This window comes from Flavobacterium oncorhynchi, from assembly GCF_002217355.1.
GTDB classification, from domain to species: domain Bacteria; phylum Bacteroidota; class Bacteroidia; order Flavobacteriales; family Flavobacteriaceae; genus Flavobacterium; species Flavobacterium oncorhynchi.
Genome location: NZ_MUHA01000007.1, coordinates 197322 through 219572 on the forward strand (window position 1 = coordinate 197322; position 22251 = coordinate 219572).

A 22251-nucleotide genomic window follows, 5' to 3' on the forward strand; every position below is an offset into this window, starting at 1 on the left:
TTTTTTCGCCGCGAATTACACGAATTAGCACTAATTTTTTCCCACAGATTAAAGAATTCCAATGATTTTTTTACGCAGTTTAAAATATTAATAATCACTTTAATCTGTGGCAAAAAAATCACAAAAATAAATTCGTGCTAATTCGTGCAATTCGTGGCAACCTTTTTATTTTTTCTCTCTAATTCTTTTATAAAACCTAAATCCAAGCATAATTAAAACCGAGAATAAAATAATTCCGATTACACCAAAAATCCAGTTGACGGCACTTTTTAAAACTACTAAAAAAACAACCGCAAATAGTATAATTGTTGCGCCTTCATTCCATAAACGCATAAAATTATTGGTATATTTTACTTCGTCATTTTGCAGCTGTTTAAAAATTTGATGGCATTTTCCGTGATATAAATATAACAGAAAAACGAAACATAATTTTACATGCATCCAGGACTGTGAAAGCCAAATATGACCGGCATCTGTAAAAAACAGCATCCAAAAAGCAAAAATACTCGCCAAAACTGCCGACGGCCATGTAATTATATACCACAAACGGTAGGCCATTATTTTGTATTGCGCCTGTAAAATTTCTTTTTCTGGAGATGATTTTTCGTTTGCTTCAATTTGATAAACAAACAAACGCACTATATAAAACAAACCAGCAAACCAAGTGATTACAAATATAAGATGCAGTGATTTTAGATAATTGTAATATTCCATAAAGTCTTTTTTCTTTACTCTCGCTTCTATTCTCTATTTAGCCCAATCGTTTATCCAATTCCCAACAGTCTCACACCATTCGTCGTCATCATTCAAACATGGAATTGCCAAAAATTCTTCTCCTCCATTTGCTTCAAAATCTTCTTTGGCACGCATTGCGATTTCCTCCAGCGTTTCTAAACAATCTGAAACGAAAGCTGGTGTTACAACTGCTAATTTCTTGATTCCTTTTGCCGGCATGTTATCAATTTCAACATCGGTGTAAGGTTCTAACCATTTGTCTCCCGCTAAACGCGATTGAAATGTCAAACTATATTTATCTTCAGGAAGTCCTAATAGCTTAATAACTTGTCTTGTAGTTTCATAACATTGGTGACGGTAACAAAAATCGTGTGCCGGAGATGGCGTATTACAACAAGAACCGTCAATTTTACAATGTGATTTGGTTACATCTGTTTTACGAATATGACGCTCTGGAATTCCGTGGTACGAAAACAATAAATGATCATAATCAAACCCAACTAAGTGCTTCTGAATCGAATCGGCCAAATTCTTGATATAATCTGGTTTGTTGTAAAATGCCGGAACATCTGTAAACGTTATATGTGGGAATTTTTTCTTGCGAATTTCTTCCGCTTTCACCAAAATCGTCAAAGTTGAAGCCATTGCATATTGCGGATAAAGCGGGAAAAGTAAAACTTCTGTAACACCTTTATCACTCAATTCCTGAAGTCCTTTTTCGATAGTCATGCTTCCGTAACGCATTGCTAAAGAAACGGGAACATTTACCAAAGGCTGTACTTTTTTCTGCATTCTTTCAGAAAGAACTACTAAAGGAGAGCCTTCTTCCCACCAAATTTTTGCATAAGCATGCGCTGATTCTTCTGGTCTTTTTCTTAAAATAATACCGCGAACTAATAATGCTCTCAACAAATACGGAACGTCAATCACGTATTTATCCATTAAAAATTCATCTAAATAAGGTTTTACATCTTTTGTCGTTGGACTGTCTGGAGATCCTAGATTTACTAATAATACGCCTTTCATTATTTTTTTGCTTTAGGCTTTAAGCATTAGGCTTTAAGCTTTTTATTTGTTTTTAAAATTTCGTCAAAAGTATTACTTGTAACTTTTTAGAAATATGATATTTATTACTTTTTAATTATCTTGTTATTTTTAAAATTGATTGAATTAAAACACTATCAGTTTATATCCTTTTTATATTTGTTGAATAATTTTTCCAACGATTTAAATTCTTTCTCTGTTCCAAAGTTTTCTGTTTGAATTTCCTTTTTAGAGCTAATCAGATAAAACTGGCGACAAGAAAGACATATTTTAGCTATTCCTGAGATTTCTTTATTCTTTTTGAAAATTAAAATATCTCTATATTGAGGCGAACAAGCATATACATTTTCAAACATCTTTAAAGAAGACTTTTCTAAAAAAATATAATCTCTTAAATACTCAACATCTTTTTTAGATAGTTCAGACTTAGAAAATCCATCAGAATTAATTGTTTTGTAAAAAATCGTATTATTTACTTTCTCTGGATAATCATTATAAAAGATTTTGTCCTCAGTAGTGTTATCAATACCTTTACTATGGTTCGCATCCATTTCCTGCTCTTTGCTCTTATTTAATGAATAATATTCAACACTATCAAAATCAAAAAACATTTTTTCTTCTTTTGATTTGCAAGACAGAATTAAGAAGAGCAATAAAACTATTGAATATCTTTTAATCATTAAACATTCGCATTAATTGACATTAAATACTTCTTTGGAGTTGTCGCAAATTTTTTCTTGAACGCCGCTATAAAATGACTTCCAGTGCTGTATCCAATTTTCAATCCAACTTCGTTTACGTTATAAGATCCGCTGTCTAAAAGCTTTCTCGCAAAATCCATTTTATAATCAAATAGAAAACCATAAACAGTGTCGCCGTAAATTTGTTTGAACCCCATTTTAAGCTTCTTCAAATTCAAACCAATTTCATCTGCCAATTCTTGCAATCCAGGCGGTTCAGCCATATTAGCAATGATAATTTCCTTAGCTCTGCGAATTTTCAACACATTATCTTCGTCAATCAAAAACGGGCATTGTTCTGCGTTTGGGTCTTCGGTTCTATTAAAATACAAACTCAATAATTCGTATCCTTTTCCTTTATAATAAAGGTTTTTTATAGATGGATGAAGATTATAATGAAACAGCTGACTTAAAACAATTGCCATTGACGGACTAATATTCCCTTCATTGTAATACTTTTTATCCTTATTATCAGGACTTAAAAAAGTAATATAATCAGCTTCGGCAGAAAATAACGCGTGAAATTTTTTAATAGAGACAATTACAGAGATCACCCAAGAGTTTGGAGCTAATTCTAAATTCAGCGGTAATTCTTTTTGCGGATTGTACAAAAGCAGCGATTTTTCTTCTTTCAATTCTAAAGCATAATTACCTTGATTGAACAAAAATTTGGCGTTGCCTTTTATCCCGAAGTGAAACTGTATCAGCCCACTACCTACTTCATGCTGCCCAAAAAAGGGTTCTGAACTGTCGTTTTGAAAACGGATCAGCGTAAAGTCGTCTTCAATTTTTATAATTTCTTGAGAACTCATAGCGATGTTTTTTAGAAAAGAAAATCAAAGCAAATCCAGAATGTTATTTAGAACGACTCTAAACAAATCATTTCAAACGACTTGATTTTGCTACAAAAGTACTTCTTTTTGCATAAAAACAGTCGTTTACAATCAAAAAAACACATAGCGATACAAAAAGTACTTTAAGCGTTACTTTTATAAACACTATAGTAATAATTTTGTTGCACTTTTATGAAAGTGAATTTATGGAAAACAATAACGTACCGAAACACCTTTATTTTTACTCAGTTGGTCTGAGTTATAAAAAAGCTGATGCTGAGGTCAGAGGTCAATTTAGTTTGGATGCTGTTGCAAAAACTCGTTTGCTGGAACAAGCTAAAAATGATGGAATAGAAAGTTTAATTGTTACTTCAACCTGCAACAGAACCGAAATCTATGGTTTTGCAGAACATCCTTTTCAATTAATCAAACTTATTTGCGACAACAGCAACGGTTCTGTTGATGCTTTTCAAAAAGTTGGTTTTGTTTACAAAAACCAAGAAGCAATTAATCATATGTTTCGCGTAGGAACTGGTTTAGATAGTCAAATTCTAGGCGATTTTGAAATTATATCCCAAATTAAAACCAGTTTTGCCCATTCAAAATCAATGGGATTAGCCAATGCTTTTTTAGAAAGATTGGTTAATGCGGTTATTCAGGCAAGTAAAAGAATCAAAAACGAAACAGAAATCAGTTCTGGTGCAACTTCGGTTTCTTTTGCTTCAGTACAATACATTCTTAAAAATGTAGAAGACATCAGTAATAAAAACATTTTGCTTTTTGGAACTGGAAAAATTGGCAGAAACACTTGCGAAAATTTAGTAAAACATACTAAAAACGAACATATTACTTTAATCAACCGAACTAAAGACAAAGCCGAGAAATTAGCTGGAAAACTTAATTTGATTGTTAAAGATTATTCTGAACTTCATTTAGAACTTCAAAAAGCCGATGTTGTGGTTGTTGCAACAGGCGCTCAAAACCCAACTGTTGACAAAGCAATCTTAAATCTTAAAAAACCTTTATTGATTCTGGATTTGTCTATTCCGAAAAACGTTAATGAAAATGTAGAGGAATTAGACGGTGTAACTTTGATCCATATGGATTATTTGTCGCAATTGACAGATGAAACTTTGGAAAACCGAAAATTACACATTCCAGCTGCGGAAGCGATCATTGAAGAAATCAAAGAAGAATTTGTAATTTGGATGAAAGGCCGCAAATTTGCTCCAACAATTAACGCCTTAAAAGAAAAATTAAACGCAATAAAAGCTTCAGAATTAGATTTTCAAAGTAAAAAAATTGCCGATTTTAATGAAGAACAAGCTGAAATCATCAGTAATAGAATCATCCAAAAAATCACTACTCATTTTGCCAATCATTTAAAAGACGACGATACTATGGTCGATGAAAGCATCGAATGGATCGAAAAAGTCTTCAAAATAAAAGCATCTTAATTTTAAATTTTACCATTAAGGCATTAAGAGAATTAAGATTTGTAGTAGTAATACTTAATAAAAATTAAACCATTAAGATATTAAGGAAATTAAGTTCAATCTTTGTCAAGAGAATTAAGCCAAGCTATTCTTGAACACAAAGCTTAATTAACTTAATATCTTAATGGTAAAAAGAAATAAAGTTCTATGACAAAAAAAGAGGTAACGCAATTGGCTTATGAAATTACAGGTTTTGCTATAAAAGTGCACAAAGCTTTAGGACCTGGACTTTTGGAAAGTATATACGAGAAGTGCCTCAAATATGAATTAGAGCGAAACGGATATGATGTAAAACAACAATTATCTGTTAAAATTGATTATTATGATCTTGAATTTGAATCTGATTTAAGAATAGATCTATTGGTTAATGATTGTGTCGTTGTTGAATTAAAAGCAATAGAAAACCTACTACCAATTCACGAAGCGCAATTATTAACTTATATGAAATTATTACAAAGACCTCAAGGGTTATTGATAAATTTCAATACAACAAACATAACAAAATCAATGAAACCTCTTGTAAATGATCATTTTGCAAGATTAATTGATTAAAATAAAATATTAAATCATTAAGACATTAAATAAATTAAGTCAATCTTTGTCAAGATAATTAAGCCAAACCATACAGAAAGCTTAATAACCTTAAATTAAACACAAAGACTTAATTCTCTTAATGCCTTAATGGTAAAATAAAAAAAATGGCTGAAAAAACAATCAGAATTGGAACACGTGACAGCGAATTGGCTCTTTGGCAGGCACACACTGTCGAAAAGAAATTAAACGACTTAGGTTATAAAACCTCAATTGTTGCTGTAAAATCTCAAGGTGATATTATTCTGGACAAACCTCTTTACGAATTAGGGATTACAGGAATTTTTACAAAAACGCTGGATATTGCCATGATTAATGGTGATATAGATATTGCGGTTCATTCTATGAAAGATGTTCCAACGGCTTTACCAAAAGGGATTGTTCAAGCTGCTGTTTTAGAAAGAGCAAACGTTCTTGATATTTTAGTTCATAAAGGAAATCCTGATTTTACGAATCCAAGTACAATTGCAACCGGCAGTTTACGTCGTCAGGCGCAATGGTTCAACAAATATCCAAATCATACTGTAGTTGATTTACGCGGAAATGTAAATACGCGTATGCAAAAATTACAGGACAATGATTGGGATGGGGCTGTTTTTGCTGCTGCAGGTTTGGAACGAATTAACTTAAAACCTGAAAATTTCATCAATTTAGACTGGATGATTCCCGCGCCGGCACAAGGAGCAATGCTTGTTGTAGCAATGGAAAATGATAATTATACTTTAGATGCACTTTCGCAGTTAAATCATATCGAAACTGAAATTTGCACGTATATCGAACGTCAATTTTTGAGAACACTTGAAGGCGGATGTACGGCACCAATCGGAGCTTTGGTAAACTATAACGAAGACGAGGATACGCTTCATTTTCAAGGTGTTTTACTTTCTATTGACGGAAAACAAAAATTAGAAATCAACAAAACGGTTGATATTTCAGAATGGAAAAAATTAGGTTTTCATTCAGCTCAGGAAATCTTAAATAATGGGGGAGCAGAATTAATGCAGAAGATTAAAGAATCCCTGAAAAAATAATGGCAAAATCAATTCAGATATTATCCACAAAAATATTATCTCCTGTTCAAAAACAAGAGTTAACAAAAGCTGGCATAGAAGTAATCGAAGCTGACTTTATCAAAACCGAAAACAAACCTTTTGAACTTAAAAACCTCAACGAAAGTTTGATTTTTACCAGTCAAAATGCAGTTCGTAGTGTTTTATCCAATCCAAAATCAGAAGATCTTAAAAGTAAAAACGTGTATTGCGTTGGTTTAAAAACAAAGATTCTTTTATCTGAAAACGGATTCAATGTTGTAGCTTATACTGGTTATGCGGCTGATTTAGCAGAAATTATCACTTTAATTTACCGCAGTGAAAGTTATACTTTTTTCAGTGGAAATCTTAGAAGAGATACTTTACCAACAGCTTTAAAAGAAGCACAAATAAAACTAAACGAAATTCAGGTTTACGAAACCTCATTACAGCCTCAAAAAATAAAATCACCTGTTGATGCAATTTTATTTTACAGTCCGTCTGGTGTTGAAAGTTATTTAAAAGAAAATACGATCAAGAAAGAAATCTGTTTTTGCATTGGGGAAACCACCGCAGAAGCTTTACATAAAATCACCAAAAACATCATTATTGCAGACCAGCCCACAGTTGAAGACGTAATTGAAGATGTAATTAACGAATACAAATAAAAACCTTTGCAACTTTGTCCCTTTGCGGCTTTGCAACTAAAATAAAAAACAATGTTAAAAAACGACCTATTTTTAAGAGCATTAAAAGGAGAAACAGTTCAACGCCCACCGGTATGGATGATGCGTCAGGCAGGAAGATATTTACCTGAATTTAGAGAACTTCGTGACAAATATGATTTTTTTACGCGTTGCGAAACTCCTGAATTAGCTGCTGAAATTACAGTACAACCAATCAGAAGAATTGCTCCAGATGCTGCAATTTTATTCTCAGATATTTTAGTAGTTCCTCGTGCAATGGGAATTCACGTAGAATTGAAAGATAATTTGGGTCCAATCATTCCAAACCCTATTCGTTCTTTAGCAGATGTACACAAAGTTTTTGTTCCAGATGTAAATGAAAGTTTAGGTTACGTTTTTGATGCTGTAAAATTAACTAAGGAAATGCTGAACGACGAAGTACCATTAATTGGTTTCGCTGGTTCTCCTTGGACAATCTTCTGTTATGCTGTTGAAGGAAAAGGTTCTAAAAGTTTTGATACTGCAAAAGGATTCTGCTTTTCAAATCCAGCAGCAGCGCATACTTTATTACAAAAAATTACCGATACCACTATTTTATACTTAAAAGAAAAAGTAAAATCTGGAGTAAATGCGGTTCAAATTTTTGATTCTTGGGGAGGAATGCTTTCTCCTGTTGATTATCAGGAATTTTCATGGAAATACATCAACCAAATTGTTGATGCTTTAGCTGATATTACTCCGGTTATTGTTTTCGGGAAAGGTTGTTGGTTTGCTCTTGGCGAAATGGGAAAAAGTAAAGCTTCTGCATTAGGAGTTGATTGGACTTGTTCGGCTAGAAATGCTCGTTACTTGTCTGGTGGAAACATTACTTTACAAGGAAATTTTGATCCATCAAGATTACTTTCTCCAATTCCGACTATCAAAAAGATGGTTCACGAAATGATCGACGAGTTCGGAAAAGACAAATATATTGTAAATTTAGGTCACGGAATTTTACCAAATATCCCAGTAGATCACGCAAAAGCATTTATTGACGCGGTTAAGGAATACGGGCAATAATCGTTGATAGTTTTTGGTTGATGGTTGTTGGAAATGTAACGATCAACCAAAAACGATCAACCATCAACTAAAAAAACATGCTGAACAAAGGTCTTAGAGATGAAGAATCTATTAGAATAGAGAATACTCTGCGAACTTTGCATGCCTTAATTTTTGTCCCGAAATTTTGGAATGCTGAAGACACAAGTCTTATTGATGAACAATTAAAAAGTTTCGGCTTAAGTCTGCAGAGAACAATTGAAATTCCAGAAGAGGAATTAATTATTCTATTGCAACAATGTCATTTAGACTGGAATCAGCAAGAACAATTTGCCGATATTTTAATGGGACTTTCTGCAGAGAAACAATTTAATTTTCGAGAAAAAGCACTTGCAATCTACCAATATATCCAACAAGAAAGCAAAGTTTTTTCCTTTGGGATTAACGCTAAAATTGCTTCGGCCAAAAACAGATAGAAATGAGTTTTACAGATTGGAAAACAGAGCGAATTGAAAACATTCTTCCCAAAGATTTTTACGCGCTTATCGAAAAGAATGCAAAACACATCGAAAAAACTTTTCCAGTAACTTTATCTCATTGCTTAGATTTAGAAAAAACCAAAAATTTCATTGCTTATAATCAAGATAAAGAGAACCATAAAGAAGGATACTATTTTTATCCCAGAGACATAAAAACCAATGCATTAATTGGTTATTTATGTATCAAAAGCATTGATAATCGTATTTCTAAATGTGAATTGGGTTATTTTGTTGATGAAGATTATCAAGGAAAAGGAATTACCTCAAAACTGGTTTCAGAAACATTAGATTTTTGTTTTAATACTTTAAAAATGAACAAGGTTTTTATCTGTACTTCAAAAATCAATAAAGCAAGTCAGCAAATTGCATTAAAACATCATTTTAAACAAGAAGGAATATTAAGAGACGAATTTAAAGGCGGCGACGGAACATTTGAAGATGTCGTTTATTTTGGGTTACTCAAATCAGAATACAAGCAACATGAAAGATAAATTTTACGCATACATACAAAAATTACAAGACCAAATCTGCGCTGGATTAGAAGCTGTTGACGGAACTACAAAATTCCGTGAAGATCTTTGGAAACGTCCTGAAGGCGGCGGTGGAAGAACACGTGTTATTGAAAACGGAAATGTTTTTGAAAAAGGCGGAGTAAACATTTCAGCCGTTCACGGAAAACTTCCTGAAACGATGCAAAAAATGTTTAATGTTGGCGAAGCTGATTTCTTTGCCTGCGGATTAAGTTTAGTTTTACATCCAAAAAACCCAATGGTTCCTACGGTTCATGCGAATTGGCGTTATTTTGAAATGTATGATGAATCTGGAAAAGTGATCGAACAATGGTTTGGCGGCGGACAAGATTTAACGCCTTATTATTTGTTTGAGGAAGATGCAAAACACTTTCACCAAACTTGTAAAACGGCTTGCGGTAAACATAATTTAGAATTTTATCCAAAATACAAGAAACAATGCGATTCATACTTTTGGAATGCGCATAGAAATGAAGCCCGCGGAATTGGCGGTTTATTCTTTGATTATTGTAAAGCAAATGAGCAAATGTCAATGGAAAACTGGTACAATTTTGTAACCGAAGTTGGTAATAGTTTTCTTGAAGCTTATGTTCCGATTGTGGAAAAAAGAAAAAATTTAGAATATACTCCAGAAAACAGAACGTGGCAGGAAATTCGCCGCGGTCGTTACGTCGAATTTAATCTAGTTCACGACAAAGGAACTTTATTCGGTTTAAAAACAAACGGAAGAATCGAAAGTATTTTGATGAGTTTACCTCCGCATGTTCAATGGGTTTACGATCATCATCCAGAAGCGGGAAGCGATGAGGAAAAATTGATCAATATATTAGAAAACCCAATTGAGTGGGTTTAATCATCTTGATTTAAAAATTTATTCAACACATAGAAACATAGATTTAATTATCTTAGAGGTGATTTTAGAAAATCATGATTTTTTCACAGTGTGCTATGTGGCTCATTTTGAGTGAAACGTCTTTTAAATGATCTAAAAACTATGTCTCTATGTGTTTAAAATTGATTTACATAGCATTTTTCACCAGTATTCTTGGGTGTTTTGCTCAAAACGATACTTTACAAAATCGTTATTTTAAATCATACAATGATAAAATTACGGCAAGTATTTATTATTTAGATACTTCCAATAGTTTTCAAATTGCCTCAAATAGTCAAGATCCAAAAACATTTGTTAATCTAATTCCGAATCGCAGAGAACAGATTGGTTTTAATCTGAATTACAAAATCATCGATGTTACTCTAGGTTTCGCGCCCAAATTTCTTGGCGGCAACAAAGGCGATTCTCATTCCAAACATTTTAATTTTAATACCCGTTTTTATTATAAAAAATGGATGCAGTCTTTTACTTTCATCAATCAAAAGGGATTTTATATTAGTGATGATAATATAACTGCTCAATTGCCAAGGATGAGAACTACTAAAATTGGCGGATCGACAGCTTATGTTTTTAATGATAAATTCTCTTTTAAAACGCTCGTAAGCCAAAATGAATGGCAGACTAAAAGTTCGGGAAGTTTTATTCCAACATTTTCATTTTATTACACCAATATAGATTTAAATACTTCAGATTCTACTCCAGGAGATATTTATGTATTTACTATTGCACCCTCCTACTTTTATAATTTTGTAATCAGTGATCGCGTTTTAATTGGAGCGGGCATTGCATTGGGAGCTGGAATTAATGATGTTAACGGAGATACATCAGCGTTATATCAGGTTGATTTTAATTTAAAACTGGCCTATAATAAAGACCGTTTTTTTGCTTTTGCAAGTTTAAATTCGGTAAGTTTTGCTCAAGATGATAAAGTCGATCCTAGACTAAATGACAATATCGGTACTTTAAAAATTTCTGTCGGTTATCGATTTGATCCTCCTAAAAAAGTAAAAGAAGTTTACGATAAAGTCAACAAAAAAATTGGACTGTAAAAAACGCTCTTTCAATAAGTTCTAAAAAATGCTTAAATTAACGGGAATTTATTCCACCTAAAATTCAGTATTATGGCAAATATGAACAATGAACAATTAAATCGCATGCATTCTGGAAAGGGCTTTATTGCCGCATTAGATCAAAGCGGCGGAAGTACCCCAAAAGCATTGGCACAATATGGAATACAAGAAAATAGTTTTTCAAATGACGAAGAAATGTATACTCTTGTGCATGAAATGAGGACTAGAATTATAAAAAGTCCAGCATTTGACAGCAAATATATTCTAGGCGCTATTTTGTTTGAAAACACAATGGATCGTAAAATTGACGGCCTGTGGACTGCCGATTATTTGTGGGAGAAAAAACAGATTGTACCATTTTTAAAAGTAGACAAAGGTCTTGCTGATCTTGCAAATGGTGTACAGTTAATGAAACCTATTTCTAATTTGGATGAATTATTGACACGAGCGGTTGAACGAAACGTTTTTGGAACTAAAATGCGTTCTGTTATTAAAGAGGCAAATGCGGAGGGTATTCGTGAAGTTGTGGAACAGCAATTTGCTGTAGGTCTTCAAATCTTTAAAAAAGGACTTATTCCTATTATTGAGCCTGAAGTTGATATTTATAGTGCTGATAAGACAAAATCAGAAGAAATTCTAAAAGAAGAAATCTTAAAACAACTAAAATCTTTAGACAAAGATGTAAAAGTAATGTTGAAATTATCGATTCCAACGGTTAATGATTTTTACAAAGAATTAATGTCTAGCCCAAATGTTGTTAGAGTTGTGGCTCTTTCTGGCGGATATTCTAGAGAAGATGCCAATGACAGACTTGCACAAAACCACGGATTAATTGCAAGTTTCTCAAGAGCATTATCTGAAGGACTTAGTGCTCAACAATCTGATGATGATTTTAATAATACGCTGAAACATACGATAAAAGCCATTTATGACGCTTCTATCACCTAATAAATTATCATTTAAAGCTTAAAAAAAAATCCCCGAAATTGATTTTTCGGGGATTTGTATTTTATCGATTATTTCGAAGTCATTTCATCAGCTAAATCTAATGTCTGTAAAATGATGTTTTTATCCGATTTTAAAGTGTTCAATTTAACTGCAAAAATCAATTTGTTATTGATTAGTTTTTTAGGAGACTCAAAAGTAATATCTGAAAATTGCTTCGAAATCTTATTAAATTTTTCAAAATCGGATGTATTCGTGTTTTCTAATTTAGCAAAGACATTTATTGTCTCACCAATATTCAACTTTCCGAACATATAATTTTTCTTTAAATCTTTCTTGGCTTCAGCCACAAATGATCCCTTTTCTTTACTAAAATAATCAAGTGTATTTGCTACGACAACAACATCTTTATCTTTAATAATAAACAAATCACCATATTCTTTTGTTCCTTCTATCAGGAAAGCATTTCCGTTTTGAGTTAGAAATTGTTTACGAACGCCTAACTGTAAAAGCTTATCGCCAAATGTTGGATGTGTAGAGGTAAAAATTACAGCGAAAAGCGGCACTGTTTTCTTAATTTTTTCTTCTTTTTCTATCGGCTCAAAATTTTCATCGTAGTCGTACGATTTAGAAACCACCTCAACTTTCTTACTGTCGTATAAAAACAAGCTCAAATCACCGTCAAAAAGCTTTGCAGTTGCCTCTTCATCAACAATTGTAGAAATTAAATCTGTAACGACAGCCACATCATCTTTCTTTAATGCTGGACTATTAAACAAATCTGTCATTAAAGAGGGAATGTTTTCAAGCGCTGCTTGGGTATTGATATGATAAGACATATATCCCAAAGGTTTATTTACAGGGAAGTAATTAAATATGTTTTTATTGATTTTTCTATTGCTGATTTTCCCCACGACTTCTGCAATCTGTTCTGAATATTCGATAACTTCTTCTATTCGCGCATTGTTGCTGTCGAAATAAAAGTCGAGATTAATGCCTTTTACAAAATTGCCCAAATTTTTCTGATTTGGTAAAAATTTATCATAACCTCCAAAAATTGCCATCGGATAGGAGTAAGAAGAATATAAACCAGTCATAACTGCACCGTAATTTACCCATGATGAAATATCTGCAAGTGCATTTATTTTATCGGATACAGGAACAGTAAATCCTTTTTCGAACAATGCTTTTATCATCAAATTTTGCTGTTCAGCCAGTTTTTGATTAAAGTCATCTTCTTCTTTAGTGTATTCAGCATAAGATTCATTACTATATGGAGATTCTTCTACAACTGTTGAATTATCAGTAACTGCCGGCTCCTCAATAGACAATTCTTTATAAGGTTCATCTATTGCAATTGAATCTTGTAGTGTAACTGCTGCTGGAATATCATATCGGTTGGAGTGAAATTTCTTTGTTAATTTTAATATTACCAAATAATTATCATTCCACGCAAATGATTCTTTTTCATTTTTTGTAGTAAGAATGCTGAAATTTCCAAAATCCTGAACATTTGGAGTTATAACCGAATCTGTGTTTTTATTCAGGCTGTATTCGTGCAGTAAAAACTGTCGTGCAGCATCTTTATCCTTTATCGGAATAGTGATTTGACAATACGGAATACTGTCTGTAAAATTTCCATGAACGGTTAATTGTTTGTCTAAATAAACAAGGGATGTATACTTGCTGATATCAAAATCTGAGTTTCGATCTTTATACTTATTCAATACAGGATGATTCAATACCTCATCGATATTTACTTTTTTTGAAAGCTGATTTCCGTTGAATTGTACAAAATAGTCGTATTTATTTTGATTGTTTTGACCAAAGGTCAGATAGGTGGCGAATACTAAAAATAAAGTGCAGAATTGCTTCATAAATCAAGGCGTTAATTGGATTGTATTATTCATTAATGTCGATTTTTTAAGTACGCTGTACATACTCTGTTTTAAAAAAACCGTCTTTTTGTTTTTGGATATTTTACTATTGGTATTTTCAACTGATAAAATGTCTTTGTCGAAAGTATAAATTGCTGTTATACTGGCTTCTTCAAGATCTTTCTTTTTCTTGGGATCTTTAACCACTTTTTCGGGAACTGGATAGGATGCAATTCTTTCAAAATTTTTAGCATTACTGCTAAAGTGAATTTGATCACGCTGATTGTTAATCGTATTTACAACAGCGTTTAGAGCTTTTATATTGGCGTAATTAAGTTTGATGATGAAAATGTAATTGTCAAAATCTGTTTTGGTTGTAACGTTTGAAATTCCCGCAATTTTTAAAGCTTTCCCTTTAAAGTCTTCTAATTTCTGAGAGATTTCTTGTTCGTTTGGGATTTTAACTCCATCTACTTCTTCTAAAAAAATAGCAGACTTGGTTTTAAACCATGATTTCGAAAAATCGATCATCAATGTATATTCACCACTTTGATCGTCGTGATGTTTGATTCTTTCTGTTATCTCAAAACAACTCGTCAAGAGCAAACAGCAGCAGAAAGCAAGAATTTTCTTCATTTCGCAAATTTATGCGAAATATTTTAAAAACCTACCGCAAAGGTTTCTTAAAATTCAGCTTATAAAAGCATCAATTTTTAGATAATATTAACGGATTCTGCACAGGTCTAAACTCCTTATTCTGTTGATTTTTGATTAACTTTGCGCTACTTGTTAAAAAAGTAAAATAATCTTCAAAAAAATAAAATAACAACTGCATTTTTAGAAATTAAGATTCATTAATCTGTTTTCAAAGAAATCAGGTTTAAAGTCTGAAATCTAAAATCTAAAATCTAAAATTATATGTTCCCATTACAAAGAAACCGTCGTTTGAGAACCAATGAATCAATTCGTTCTTTAGTACGTGAAACCAGTTTAAGTCCGCAGGATTTTATGCTTCCAATGTTTGTTGCTGAAGGAAAAGATGTAAAAGCAGCTATTCCGTCAATGCCGGGAATTTACCGTCATTCGTTAGATAACACAATCAAAGAAGTAAAAGAAGCTTGGGATTTAGGAATAAAAGCGGTAAATATCTATGTAAAAGTCAGCGATAATTTAAAAGACAACAAAGGAACTGAAGCTTGGAATAAAGACGGCTTGATGCAGCAAACTATTCGTGCGATAAAAGACGCTGTTCCAGAAATGATCGTTATGCCGGATGTAGCTTTAGATCCGTATTCAATCTATGGTCATGACGGGATTATTGAAAATGGTCAATTAATCAATGATGCAACTGTTGATGCTTTAACTCGAATGAGTTTAAGTCATGCAGAAGCTGGAGCTGATTTTGTTGCTCCAAGTGATATGATGGATGGAAGAGTTTTGGCGATTAGAAAGGCTTTGGAAGAAAACGGACATCATAATGTTGGAATTATGAGTTATAGTGCTAAATATGCTTCGGCATTTTATGGTCCTTTTCGTGATGCTTTGGATTCTGCTCCTGTAGATTCTCAAAATATTCCAAAAGACAAGAAAACATATCAAATGGATTATGCTAACCGAATTGAAGGAATTCGCGAAGCTTTATTAGATGTTGAGGAAGGTGCAGATATTGTTATGGTAAAACCAGGAATGGCATATTTAGACATTGTTCGTGAGGTAAAAAATGCGGTACATGTTCCTGTTGCTGTTTATCAAGTATCTGGTGAGTACGCTATGGTAAAGGCCGCAGCCGAAAGAGGATGGTTGGATCACGATAAAATTATGATAGAGCAACTTTATTGCATTAAGCGTGCAGGAGCTAGTATTATCTCTACTTACTTTGCAAAAGAAGCTGCCGTAATTTTAAATAAATAATATGAAAAAAATATTATTCTTATCTGCCGTTTTAGCATTTGCTTCATGCAAAAAAGAAGCGGCTGAAAACCCTAATCATAATCCAGCTGAAACGTATACAGAAGGAGAATCTGCAGAAGCCAAAACACCAGAGGCTTTAGGAAAAGAAATTTTTGAAGGAAGAGGAAACTGTACTTCTTGTCATCAAGTTGATCAAAAAGTAATTGGACCAAGTATTAAAGAAATCGCACAGATTTACAAAGATAAAAATGCTGATATCGTTACGTTCTTAAAAGGAAAAGCGGAACCAATTGTTGACCCGAGTCAATTTGCGGTTATGAAAACTAATATTCCGATAACGCAGGCAATGTCTGATGAAGAATTAAAGGCTATTGAAACGTATATCTACAGTAAATTAAAATAGTTTTATTTCTTGTTGACATACAGTTGTCACTACCTCATTTTAAATTTACAATTCAACAAAAATGAAGTAAAATGAAAATTCAGAAATTCGATATTATTGGTATTTCGGTAAGAACGACAAACGAAAATGGTCAATCAGCTCAGGATATTCCTGTGCTTTGGAACAAATTTATGACAGAAGGAATTCAGCAAAAAATTCCAGGTAAAATTTCAGAAGAGATTTTTTGTATTTATACCGATTATGAAAAAGATCACACCAAACCTTACACGACTATTTTAGGCTGTAAAGTTGAAAGTTTAGATTTCATACCTGAAAACATGGTTGGTAAAACAGTTGAAGCAGCTGATTATGAAAAAATTATTGCCAAAGGAAATTTAACCGAAGGTATTGTTTATAATAAATGGCTGGAAATTTGGAATTCGGATCTAGATCGAATTTTTACAGCAGATTTTGAAGTTTATGGAGAAAAAGTCCAAGACCCAAAAAATGCAGAAGTTGATATTTACATTGCAATTCGATAAGACATAAAAACAAAAACGGCGCTGAATCAGCGCCGTTTTTTTATGGATTTTATTCTTACCAGATTTTAACTCTCTTAGCAGGATCAATATACATTTTGTCTCCTTTTTTAATATCAAAAGCTTGGTAAAAAGCATCTACGTTCTGAATTGGCACAACTGCTCTGTACATTCCCGGAGAATGTGGATCAGTTTTAACCTGACTTTTAATTGCTTCGTCTCTAGATTTTGTTCTCCAAACTGTAGCCCAAGAAATAAAGAAACGCTGTTCTGGCGTAAATCCGTCAATTAAACCAGGATTTCCATTTGCTTTCAAATACAATTGTAATCCGTCATAAGCAGCATTAATTCCGCCTAAATCTCCTATATTCTCTCCTAAAGTAAATTTACCATCTACGTGAATTCCAGGCAAAGGCTCTAAAGCACTGTATTGATCAGCCAATGCAGTTCCAAGAGTTGTAAATTGTTTTAGATCTTCTGGTGTCCACCAGTCCACAAGATTTCCATCGGCATTGTAACGTGCTCCAGAATCATCAAACCCATGAGAAATTTCGTGACCAATAACTGCACCAATTCCACCATAATTAACTGCTTCATCAGCTTGATAATTGTAGAAAGGCGGTTGTAAAATTGCCGCTGGGAACACAATTTCGTTATACGATGGATTGAAATAAGCATTAACCGTTTGAGGTGACATTCCCCACTCTGTTTTATCAACTGGTTTACCCAATTTTGCTAAACTTTCTGAATAAGACCATTTTGATATGTTTTTCATATTATCAAAATAAGTTCCGCCTTCGTTAACGTTTTTAAGTTCTAGTTTAGAATAATCTTTCCATTTATCAGGATATCCAATTTTAATGGTAAGTCTCTTTAGTTTTTCAATTGCTTTTGCTTTTGTTGGCGCAGACATCCAAGGCAATGCATTAATTCTGTTTTCGTAAGCTAACATTACATTAGCAATCATGTTCTTTGCTTTATCTTTTGCCTCAGCAGGAAATAATTTTTCTACATACAATTTTCCTAAAGCTTCTCCAGTAACACCGTTAATTACCTGCAATGCCATTTCCTCACGAGGACGTTGTTTTAAAGCTCCTGTAAGGGTTTTTCCGTAGAAATCAAAATTTGCTTCTTCAATAGCTGTGGTCAATGTTGAAGCATTTCTATTCAATAAAGACCATTTCAAATATTCTTTCCAAGCTTCTACTTTCTTTTCAGAAAGTGTTTTTTCTAAAGCAATCATATAACGCGGCTGCGATACATTTACTGAATCTAATTTCGTCATTCCGATTCCAGTGAAATATTTCTCCCATTGAATAGAAGGCGTATTTTTCTTTAAATCAGCAATCGCAGTTGGATTGTATTGTTTTCTGCGGTCTCTTCTTTCAACACGGTCTAATCTTGGAGCAGAAAGTTCAATTTCTAAAGCTAAAATTTGTTTTGCACTTTCTTTTGCTTTTGCAGGAGATTCTCCAATATATTGTAACATTCTCGCAACGTGTATTTCGTATTTTTCACGTTTTTCTTTTGAATCTTTATCGTCTGAATTGTAGTAATCCTTATCAGATAATCCTAAACCTCCCGGTCCTAAGTTAACGGTATTTTTGTTACTGTTTTTAGCATCAGCTCCAACATATACTCCAAAAAAACCAATACCTCCTTGCGGCTGCATTTCGATAAAGAAATTCTGAAGATCGGTAACATTTTTAATAGCATCGATTTTCTTCAAAACAGGCTGAAGTGGCGTAATTCCGTTTTTATTACGACCAACAGTGTCCATAATCGTATTAAACAAAGCAATTGCTTTACCTTGATCTGTATTTGATTTATATTTAGGATCTTTTGATGCTTCTTTTAGAATAGCAAGAGCATCATTATCAGTCTTCTGACGCAATTCGTTAAAACTTCCCCATGAATTTCTATCGCTTGGAATTTCTGTTTTGTCCAGCCAAGCTCCATTTACGTAACGAAAAAAATCATTTTTTGGACTCACTTTCGTGTCCATATTAGAAAGATTGATACCTGGTTCTTTCTTTTTTGCGTCTTGTGCCTGAGCTGCAGTAATTGTAATCATTGCAGAAACAACACAAAACAGCGGTTTTCTAAACTGTTTAATCATTTTTATTTATAGTTTTTAGTATATACACAAACATATTGCAATTATTCTAAACTATTTGTTAAATACTCTAAATAATTAATTTGATACTTTATACAAACAAAAACGGCGCTGAATCAGCGCCGTTTTTTATGGTTCAATATTATCTTACCAAATTTTTACTCTTTTATCTGTACTTACAAACATTTTATCACCGCTCTTAATTCCAAAAGTAGTGTAAAAAACGTCCATGTTTTGAATAGGAACATAAGCTCTGTACATTCCCGGAGAGTGCGGGTCTGTTTTTACTTGATTTTTTATCGCTTCGTCTCTTGATTTTGTTCTCCAAACTGTTGCCCAAGAAATAAAGAAACGCTGATCTGGTGTAAAACCGTCAATTAAACCAGGATTCCCGTGCTTCTTTAAATACAACTGCAATCCATCGTAAGCTGCATTTATTCCACCTAAATCTCCAATGTTTTCACCCAATGTAAATTTACCATCTACATGAATTCCCGGCAAAGGCTCTAATGCGCTGTATTGATCTGCTAATTTATCGCCAAGTGCTGTAAATTGTTTTAAATCTTCGGGCGTCCACCAGTCTACAAGATTTCCTTCGGCATTATAACGTGCCCCAGAATCATCAAAACCATGTGAAATTTCATGCCCGATTACAGCTCCGATTCCGCCATAATTTACAGCTTCGTCAGCTTGATAATTGTAAAACGGCGGCTGTAAAATTGCTGCTGGAAAAACAATTTCGTTGTAAGATGGATTGTAATACGCATTTACCGTTTGCGGTGACATTCCCCATTCTGTTTTATCAACTGGTTTGTTTAATTTTTCAATTCCTTTTTTGAAGTTCCATTTTGCTATATTACGCGAATTATCGAAATAACTTCCACCTTCTGCAATACTTTTAATTTCAAGTGCTGAGTAATCTTTCCATTTATCAGGATACCCTACTTTAATGGTGATTTTGTTTAATTTTTCAATTGCTTTTACTTTCGTTTCTGCAGACATCCAAGTTAAGTTGTTGATACGATTTTGGTATGCAGTAATTACATTTTGAATCATATCTAAAGCTTTGGTTTTAGCTTCAGCTGGAAAAACTTTCTCAACGTACAATTTACCAAGTGCTTCACCAACACTATTATTTACAATTTGTAATGCTTTTTCTTCACGCGGCAATTGTTTTATTGCTCCTCTTAAAGTTTTGCTGTAGAAATCGAAATTAGCCGTTTCAACATCTGTTGATAATTTCGTTGCATAAGTATGGATTAAATCCCATTTTAAATACTCTTTCCATTGTCCAACTTTGTTAGCTGTAAAAACAGTTTGAAGCGCTTTCATGTATTTAGGCTCCATAACTACAACTGTATCAAGCTTTGCTAAACCTATTCCAGTAAAATAAGCTTCCCATTTTATAGCTGGTGTTAACTTTTGAAGTTCAGCAATTGTCATTGGATTATACTGCAAACGGCTGTCTCTGCTTTCAACACGATTTAATCTTGGTTTTGACAATTCTGTTTCTAAAGCTAAAATAGCCGAAGCACTTTGTTTTGATTTCTCTGGAGATTCGCCAATAAACTGCATCATCTTTGCAACATGCAATAGGTATTTTGCACGTTTTTCTTTAGAATCTTTATCTTCTGAAATATAATAATCTTTATCAGGTAATCCCAATTGGTTAACTCCAAGATATACCGAATTTTTAGAACTGTTTTTTTCATCTGAACCTACATAAGTTCCGAAAAAACCAGCTGCACCTTCTTGCTCAACTTCGGTTAAATATTTTTGAAGATCCGCTACGCTTTTAATTGCATCAATTTTTTTCAAATAAGATTGTAAAGGTGCAATTCCTTGTTTGTTTCTGCCTACAGTATCAAGAACTGTTGCAAATAAATTTATTGCTTTTCCTTGATCAGTATCTGATTTGTACTTTGGGTTTTTTGATGCTTCTTTTAGGATAGACATTGCATCTTTGTCTGTTCTCTTTATCAATTCATTGAAACTTCCCCATGTTGTACGATCACTTGGAATTTCGGTTTTACTTAACCAAGTTCCATTTACATATTGAAAAAAGTCCTGACCTGGACTAACTTTGGTATTCATGTAAGAAACATTAATACCAGGCTCTTTTGGAGCTGCGTTTTGTGCTTTAACTGCAGTTAATGAAAACATTACAGAAAAGACACAAAATAAGGGTTTTGTAAATTGTTTGTTCATTTTCGAGTGTGATTTTTGTGTTAATACAAAAATATTGTTAATATTTGGAATTTTGTGTTAAAATCAAAGCAATAATTAACGGCAGTATTTTAGTAAAAAGTATAACCTCCGCCATTTCTGCTTTTTAAGATTTAAACCCTCTGCAATTTCTAGAAAGTAAGTTTTGGCAGTGTGTGCATTTAATTATAAAATCTGTGAAATCTACGTGAAACAAAAAGCATTGCATACTTTACAAGATTAAAAAAATCAAAGCTGTTAAAAAGCGTTATAATTGTGCCTTTTAAAATGCTCTTTTCGTATTTTTGCGCCAAATTGTTTTTATGAAATCGCTTCTATACAAATACCGCAAATTCTTTATTGTATTAATTGTCTTTTCGGTTGTCACTATATCTTTATTTTATTCGGCTTTAAAACCACAAAAAACGCTGCCTATTTTTAATCCTGCCGATGTTAATCCGGAATTAGTTGACAGCACTGTTCAATACAAAAGTAAATACCATACAATTGCTGATTTTTCGTTTGTAAATCAAAATGGAGATACAATTACTCAAAAAAACTACGAAGGGAAAATTTATGTTGCTGATTTCTTCTTTACAACCTGCGGTTCTATCTGTCCAAAAATGACAACAAACCTTGAAGAGGTTCAAAAAGCCGTTTTAAACAATCCAAAAGTTATGCTGCTTTCGCATACTGTTTTTCCTGAAGTGGACAGCATTCCCGTTTTGAAAGCTTATGCAGTAAAACATGGTGTTGTAGACAGCAAATGGAATTTGGTTACGGGCGACAAAAAAGAAATCTATACGATGGCCAGAAAATCGTATTTGGCGGTAAAATTAGGTCGACCTGATCAATTGTACGATATGGTTCATACCGAAAATTTTGTTTTGGTTGATCAAAAAAGACGTGTTCGCGGTTTTTATGACGGAACGAATAAAGAAGAAATTAAACGTCTGCTGGAAGACATCGATTTCTTGTGTAAGGAGTAAAATCCTCAATTTTTAGAAAGATTTAGCATTTTCAGGTGTGTTAAATGCCTTGAAATAAAGAATTA

At 33.0% G+C, this 22251-nt stretch carries 22 protein-coding genes; 14 read left to right on the top strand and 8 right to left on the bottom strand.

The window, feature by feature from the left end:
* Positions 1-165 precede the first annotated feature (165 nt).
* The 4 genes from B0A75_RS06340 to B0A75_RS06355 all read right to left on the bottom strand — a co-directional run bounded on the left by B0A75_RS06340 (position 166) and on the right by B0A75_RS06355 (position 3331).
* The gene (locus B0A75_RS06340) at positions 166-714 is read right to left on the bottom strand and encodes a CopD family protein (RefSeq protein WP_089053457.1); all 549 of its coding nucleotides are present in this window, start codon (positions 712-714) and stop codon (positions 166-168) included.
* Between the two features lie 33 nt (positions 715-747).
* Entirely contained in the window at positions 748-1761 is a 1014-nt protein-coding gene (hemH, locus tag B0A75_RS06345; protein ID WP_089053458.1) for a ferrochelatase, read from the bottom strand.
* A gap of 155 nt (positions 1762-1916) precedes the next feature.
* On the bottom strand, positions 1917-2459 hold the full coding sequence (locus B0A75_RS06350; RefSeq protein ID WP_089053459.1) for a hypothetical protein: 543 nt from the start codon (positions 2457-2459) through the stop codon (positions 1917-1919).
* On the bottom strand, positions 2459-3331 hold the full coding sequence (locus B0A75_RS06355) for a helix-turn-helix domain-containing protein (protein WP_089053460.1): 873 nt from the start codon (positions 3329-3331) through the stop codon (positions 2459-2461). Before B0A75_RS06355 ends, B0A75_RS06350 begins: the two co-directional genes overlap by 1 nt.
* 227 nt (positions 3332-3558) lie before the next feature.
* On the opposite strand from B0A75_RS06355, the gene hemA reads away from it, so the two are divergent.
* The 10 genes from hemA (at position 3559) to B0A75_RS06405 (ending at position 12170) form a co-directional block, all read left to right on the top strand.
* Positions 3559-4809 (top strand): glutamyl-tRNA reductase, encoded by a 1251-nt coding sequence (hemA, locus tag B0A75_RS06360; RefSeq protein ID WP_089053461.1) that lies wholly within the window; start codon positions 3559-3561, stop codon positions 4807-4809.
* 186 nt (positions 4810-4995) lie between these two features.
* Positions 4996-5400 carry a GxxExxY protein gene (locus B0A75_RS06365; RefSeq protein ID WP_089053462.1) on the top strand — a complete coding sequence of 135 codons (405 nt, stop codon included), beginning with the start codon at positions 4996-4998 and terminating at the stop codon, positions 5398-5400.
* A 146-nt stretch (positions 5401-5546) separates the two neighbouring features.
* On the top strand, positions 5547-6470 hold the full coding sequence (gene hemC / locus B0A75_RS06370) for a hydroxymethylbilane synthase (RefSeq protein WP_089053463.1): 924 nt from the start codon (positions 5547-5549) through the stop codon (positions 6468-6470).
* On the top strand, positions 6470-7135 hold the full coding sequence (locus B0A75_RS06375; protein ID WP_089053464.1) for a uroporphyrinogen-III synthase: 666 nt from the start codon (positions 6470-6472) through the stop codon (positions 7133-7135). The genes hemC and B0A75_RS06375 overlap by 1 nt, the downstream gene beginning before the upstream one ends.
* Positions 7136-7186: 51 nt before the next feature.
* Positions 7187-8212, top strand: coding sequence for a uroporphyrinogen decarboxylase (gene hemE / locus B0A75_RS06380; protein ID WP_089053465.1), 1026 nt, complete (start codon positions 7187-7189; stop codon positions 8210-8212).
* Positions 8213-8289: 77 nt separating this feature from the next.
* Entirely contained in the window at positions 8290-8667 is a 378-nt protein-coding gene (locus B0A75_RS06385) for a hypothetical protein (RefSeq protein WP_089053466.1), read from the top strand.
* Between the two features lie 2 nt (positions 8668-8669).
* Positions 8670-9221: a GNAT family N-acetyltransferase gene (locus tag B0A75_RS06390; RefSeq protein ID WP_089053467.1), complete on the top strand. Its 552-nt coding sequence runs from the start codon at positions 8670-8672 to the stop codon at positions 9219-9221.
* Entirely contained in the window at positions 9211-10113 is a 903-nt protein-coding gene (hemF, locus tag B0A75_RS06395) for an oxygen-dependent coproporphyrinogen oxidase (protein WP_089053468.1), read from the top strand. Before B0A75_RS06390 ends, hemF begins: the two co-directional genes overlap by 11 nt.
* 149 nt (positions 10114-10262) lie before the next feature.
* Complete coding sequence (locus B0A75_RS06400) at positions 10263-11201, top strand: DUF4421 family protein (protein ID WP_089053469.1); 939 nt, start codon at positions 10263-10265, stop codon at positions 11199-11201.
* Between the two features lie 81 nt (positions 11202-11282).
* The gene (locus B0A75_RS06405) at positions 11283-12170 is read left to right on the top strand and encodes a fructose bisphosphate aldolase (protein WP_089053790.1); all 888 of its coding nucleotides are present in this window, start codon (positions 11283-11285) and stop codon (positions 12168-12170) included.
* A gap of 68 nt (positions 12171-12238) precedes the next feature.
* On the opposite strand, the gene B0A75_RS06410 is transcribed toward B0A75_RS06405, so the two are convergent.
* The gene (locus B0A75_RS06410) at positions 12239-14044 is read right to left on the bottom strand and encodes a hypothetical protein (protein ID WP_089053470.1); all 1806 of its coding nucleotides are present in this window, start codon (positions 14042-14044) and stop codon (positions 12239-12241) included.
* Positions 14045-14047: 3 nt separating this feature from the next.
* Entirely contained in the window at positions 14048-14680 is a 633-nt protein-coding gene (locus B0A75_RS06415; RefSeq protein WP_089053471.1) for a hypothetical protein, read from the bottom strand.
* A gap of 282 nt (positions 14681-14962) precedes the next feature.
* Between B0A75_RS06415 and hemB the strand changes: the two genes are divergently transcribed.
* The 3 genes from hemB (at position 14963) to B0A75_RS06430 (ending at position 16879) form a co-directional block, all read left to right on the top strand.
* Positions 14963-15955 carry a porphobilinogen synthase gene (gene hemB, locus B0A75_RS06420; protein WP_089053472.1) on the top strand — a complete coding sequence of 331 codons (993 nt, stop codon included), beginning with the start codon at positions 14963-14965 and terminating at the stop codon, positions 15953-15955.
* Between the two features lies 1 nt (position 15956).
* On the top strand, positions 15957-16358 hold the full coding sequence (locus B0A75_RS06425) for a c-type cytochrome (RefSeq protein ID WP_089053473.1): 402 nt from the start codon (positions 15957-15959) through the stop codon (positions 16356-16358).
* Positions 16359-16429: 71 nt separating this feature from the next.
* Positions 16430-16879 (top strand): GyrI-like domain-containing protein, encoded by a 450-nt coding sequence (locus B0A75_RS06430; RefSeq protein ID WP_089053474.1) that lies wholly within the window; start codon positions 16430-16432, stop codon positions 16877-16879.
* A gap of 55 nt (positions 16880-16934) precedes the next feature.
* Here B0A75_RS06430 and B0A75_RS06435 read toward each other — a convergent pair whose 3' ends face one another.
* Complete coding sequence (locus tag B0A75_RS06435) at positions 16935-18995, bottom strand: M13 family metallopeptidase (protein WP_089053475.1); 2061 nt, start codon at positions 18993-18995, stop codon at positions 16935-16937.
* Positions 18996-19139: 144 nt separating this feature from the next.
* Complete coding sequence (locus B0A75_RS06440) at positions 19140-21200, bottom strand: M13 family metallopeptidase (protein WP_089053476.1); 2061 nt, start codon at positions 21198-21200, stop codon at positions 19140-19142.
* A gap of 320 nt (positions 21201-21520) precedes the next feature.
* On the opposite strand from B0A75_RS06440, the gene B0A75_RS06445 reads away from it, so the two are divergent.
* Complete coding sequence (locus B0A75_RS06445; protein WP_089053477.1) at positions 21521-22186, top strand: SCO family protein; 666 nt, start codon at positions 21521-21523, stop codon at positions 22184-22186.
* Positions 22187-22251 lie beyond the last annotated feature (65 nt).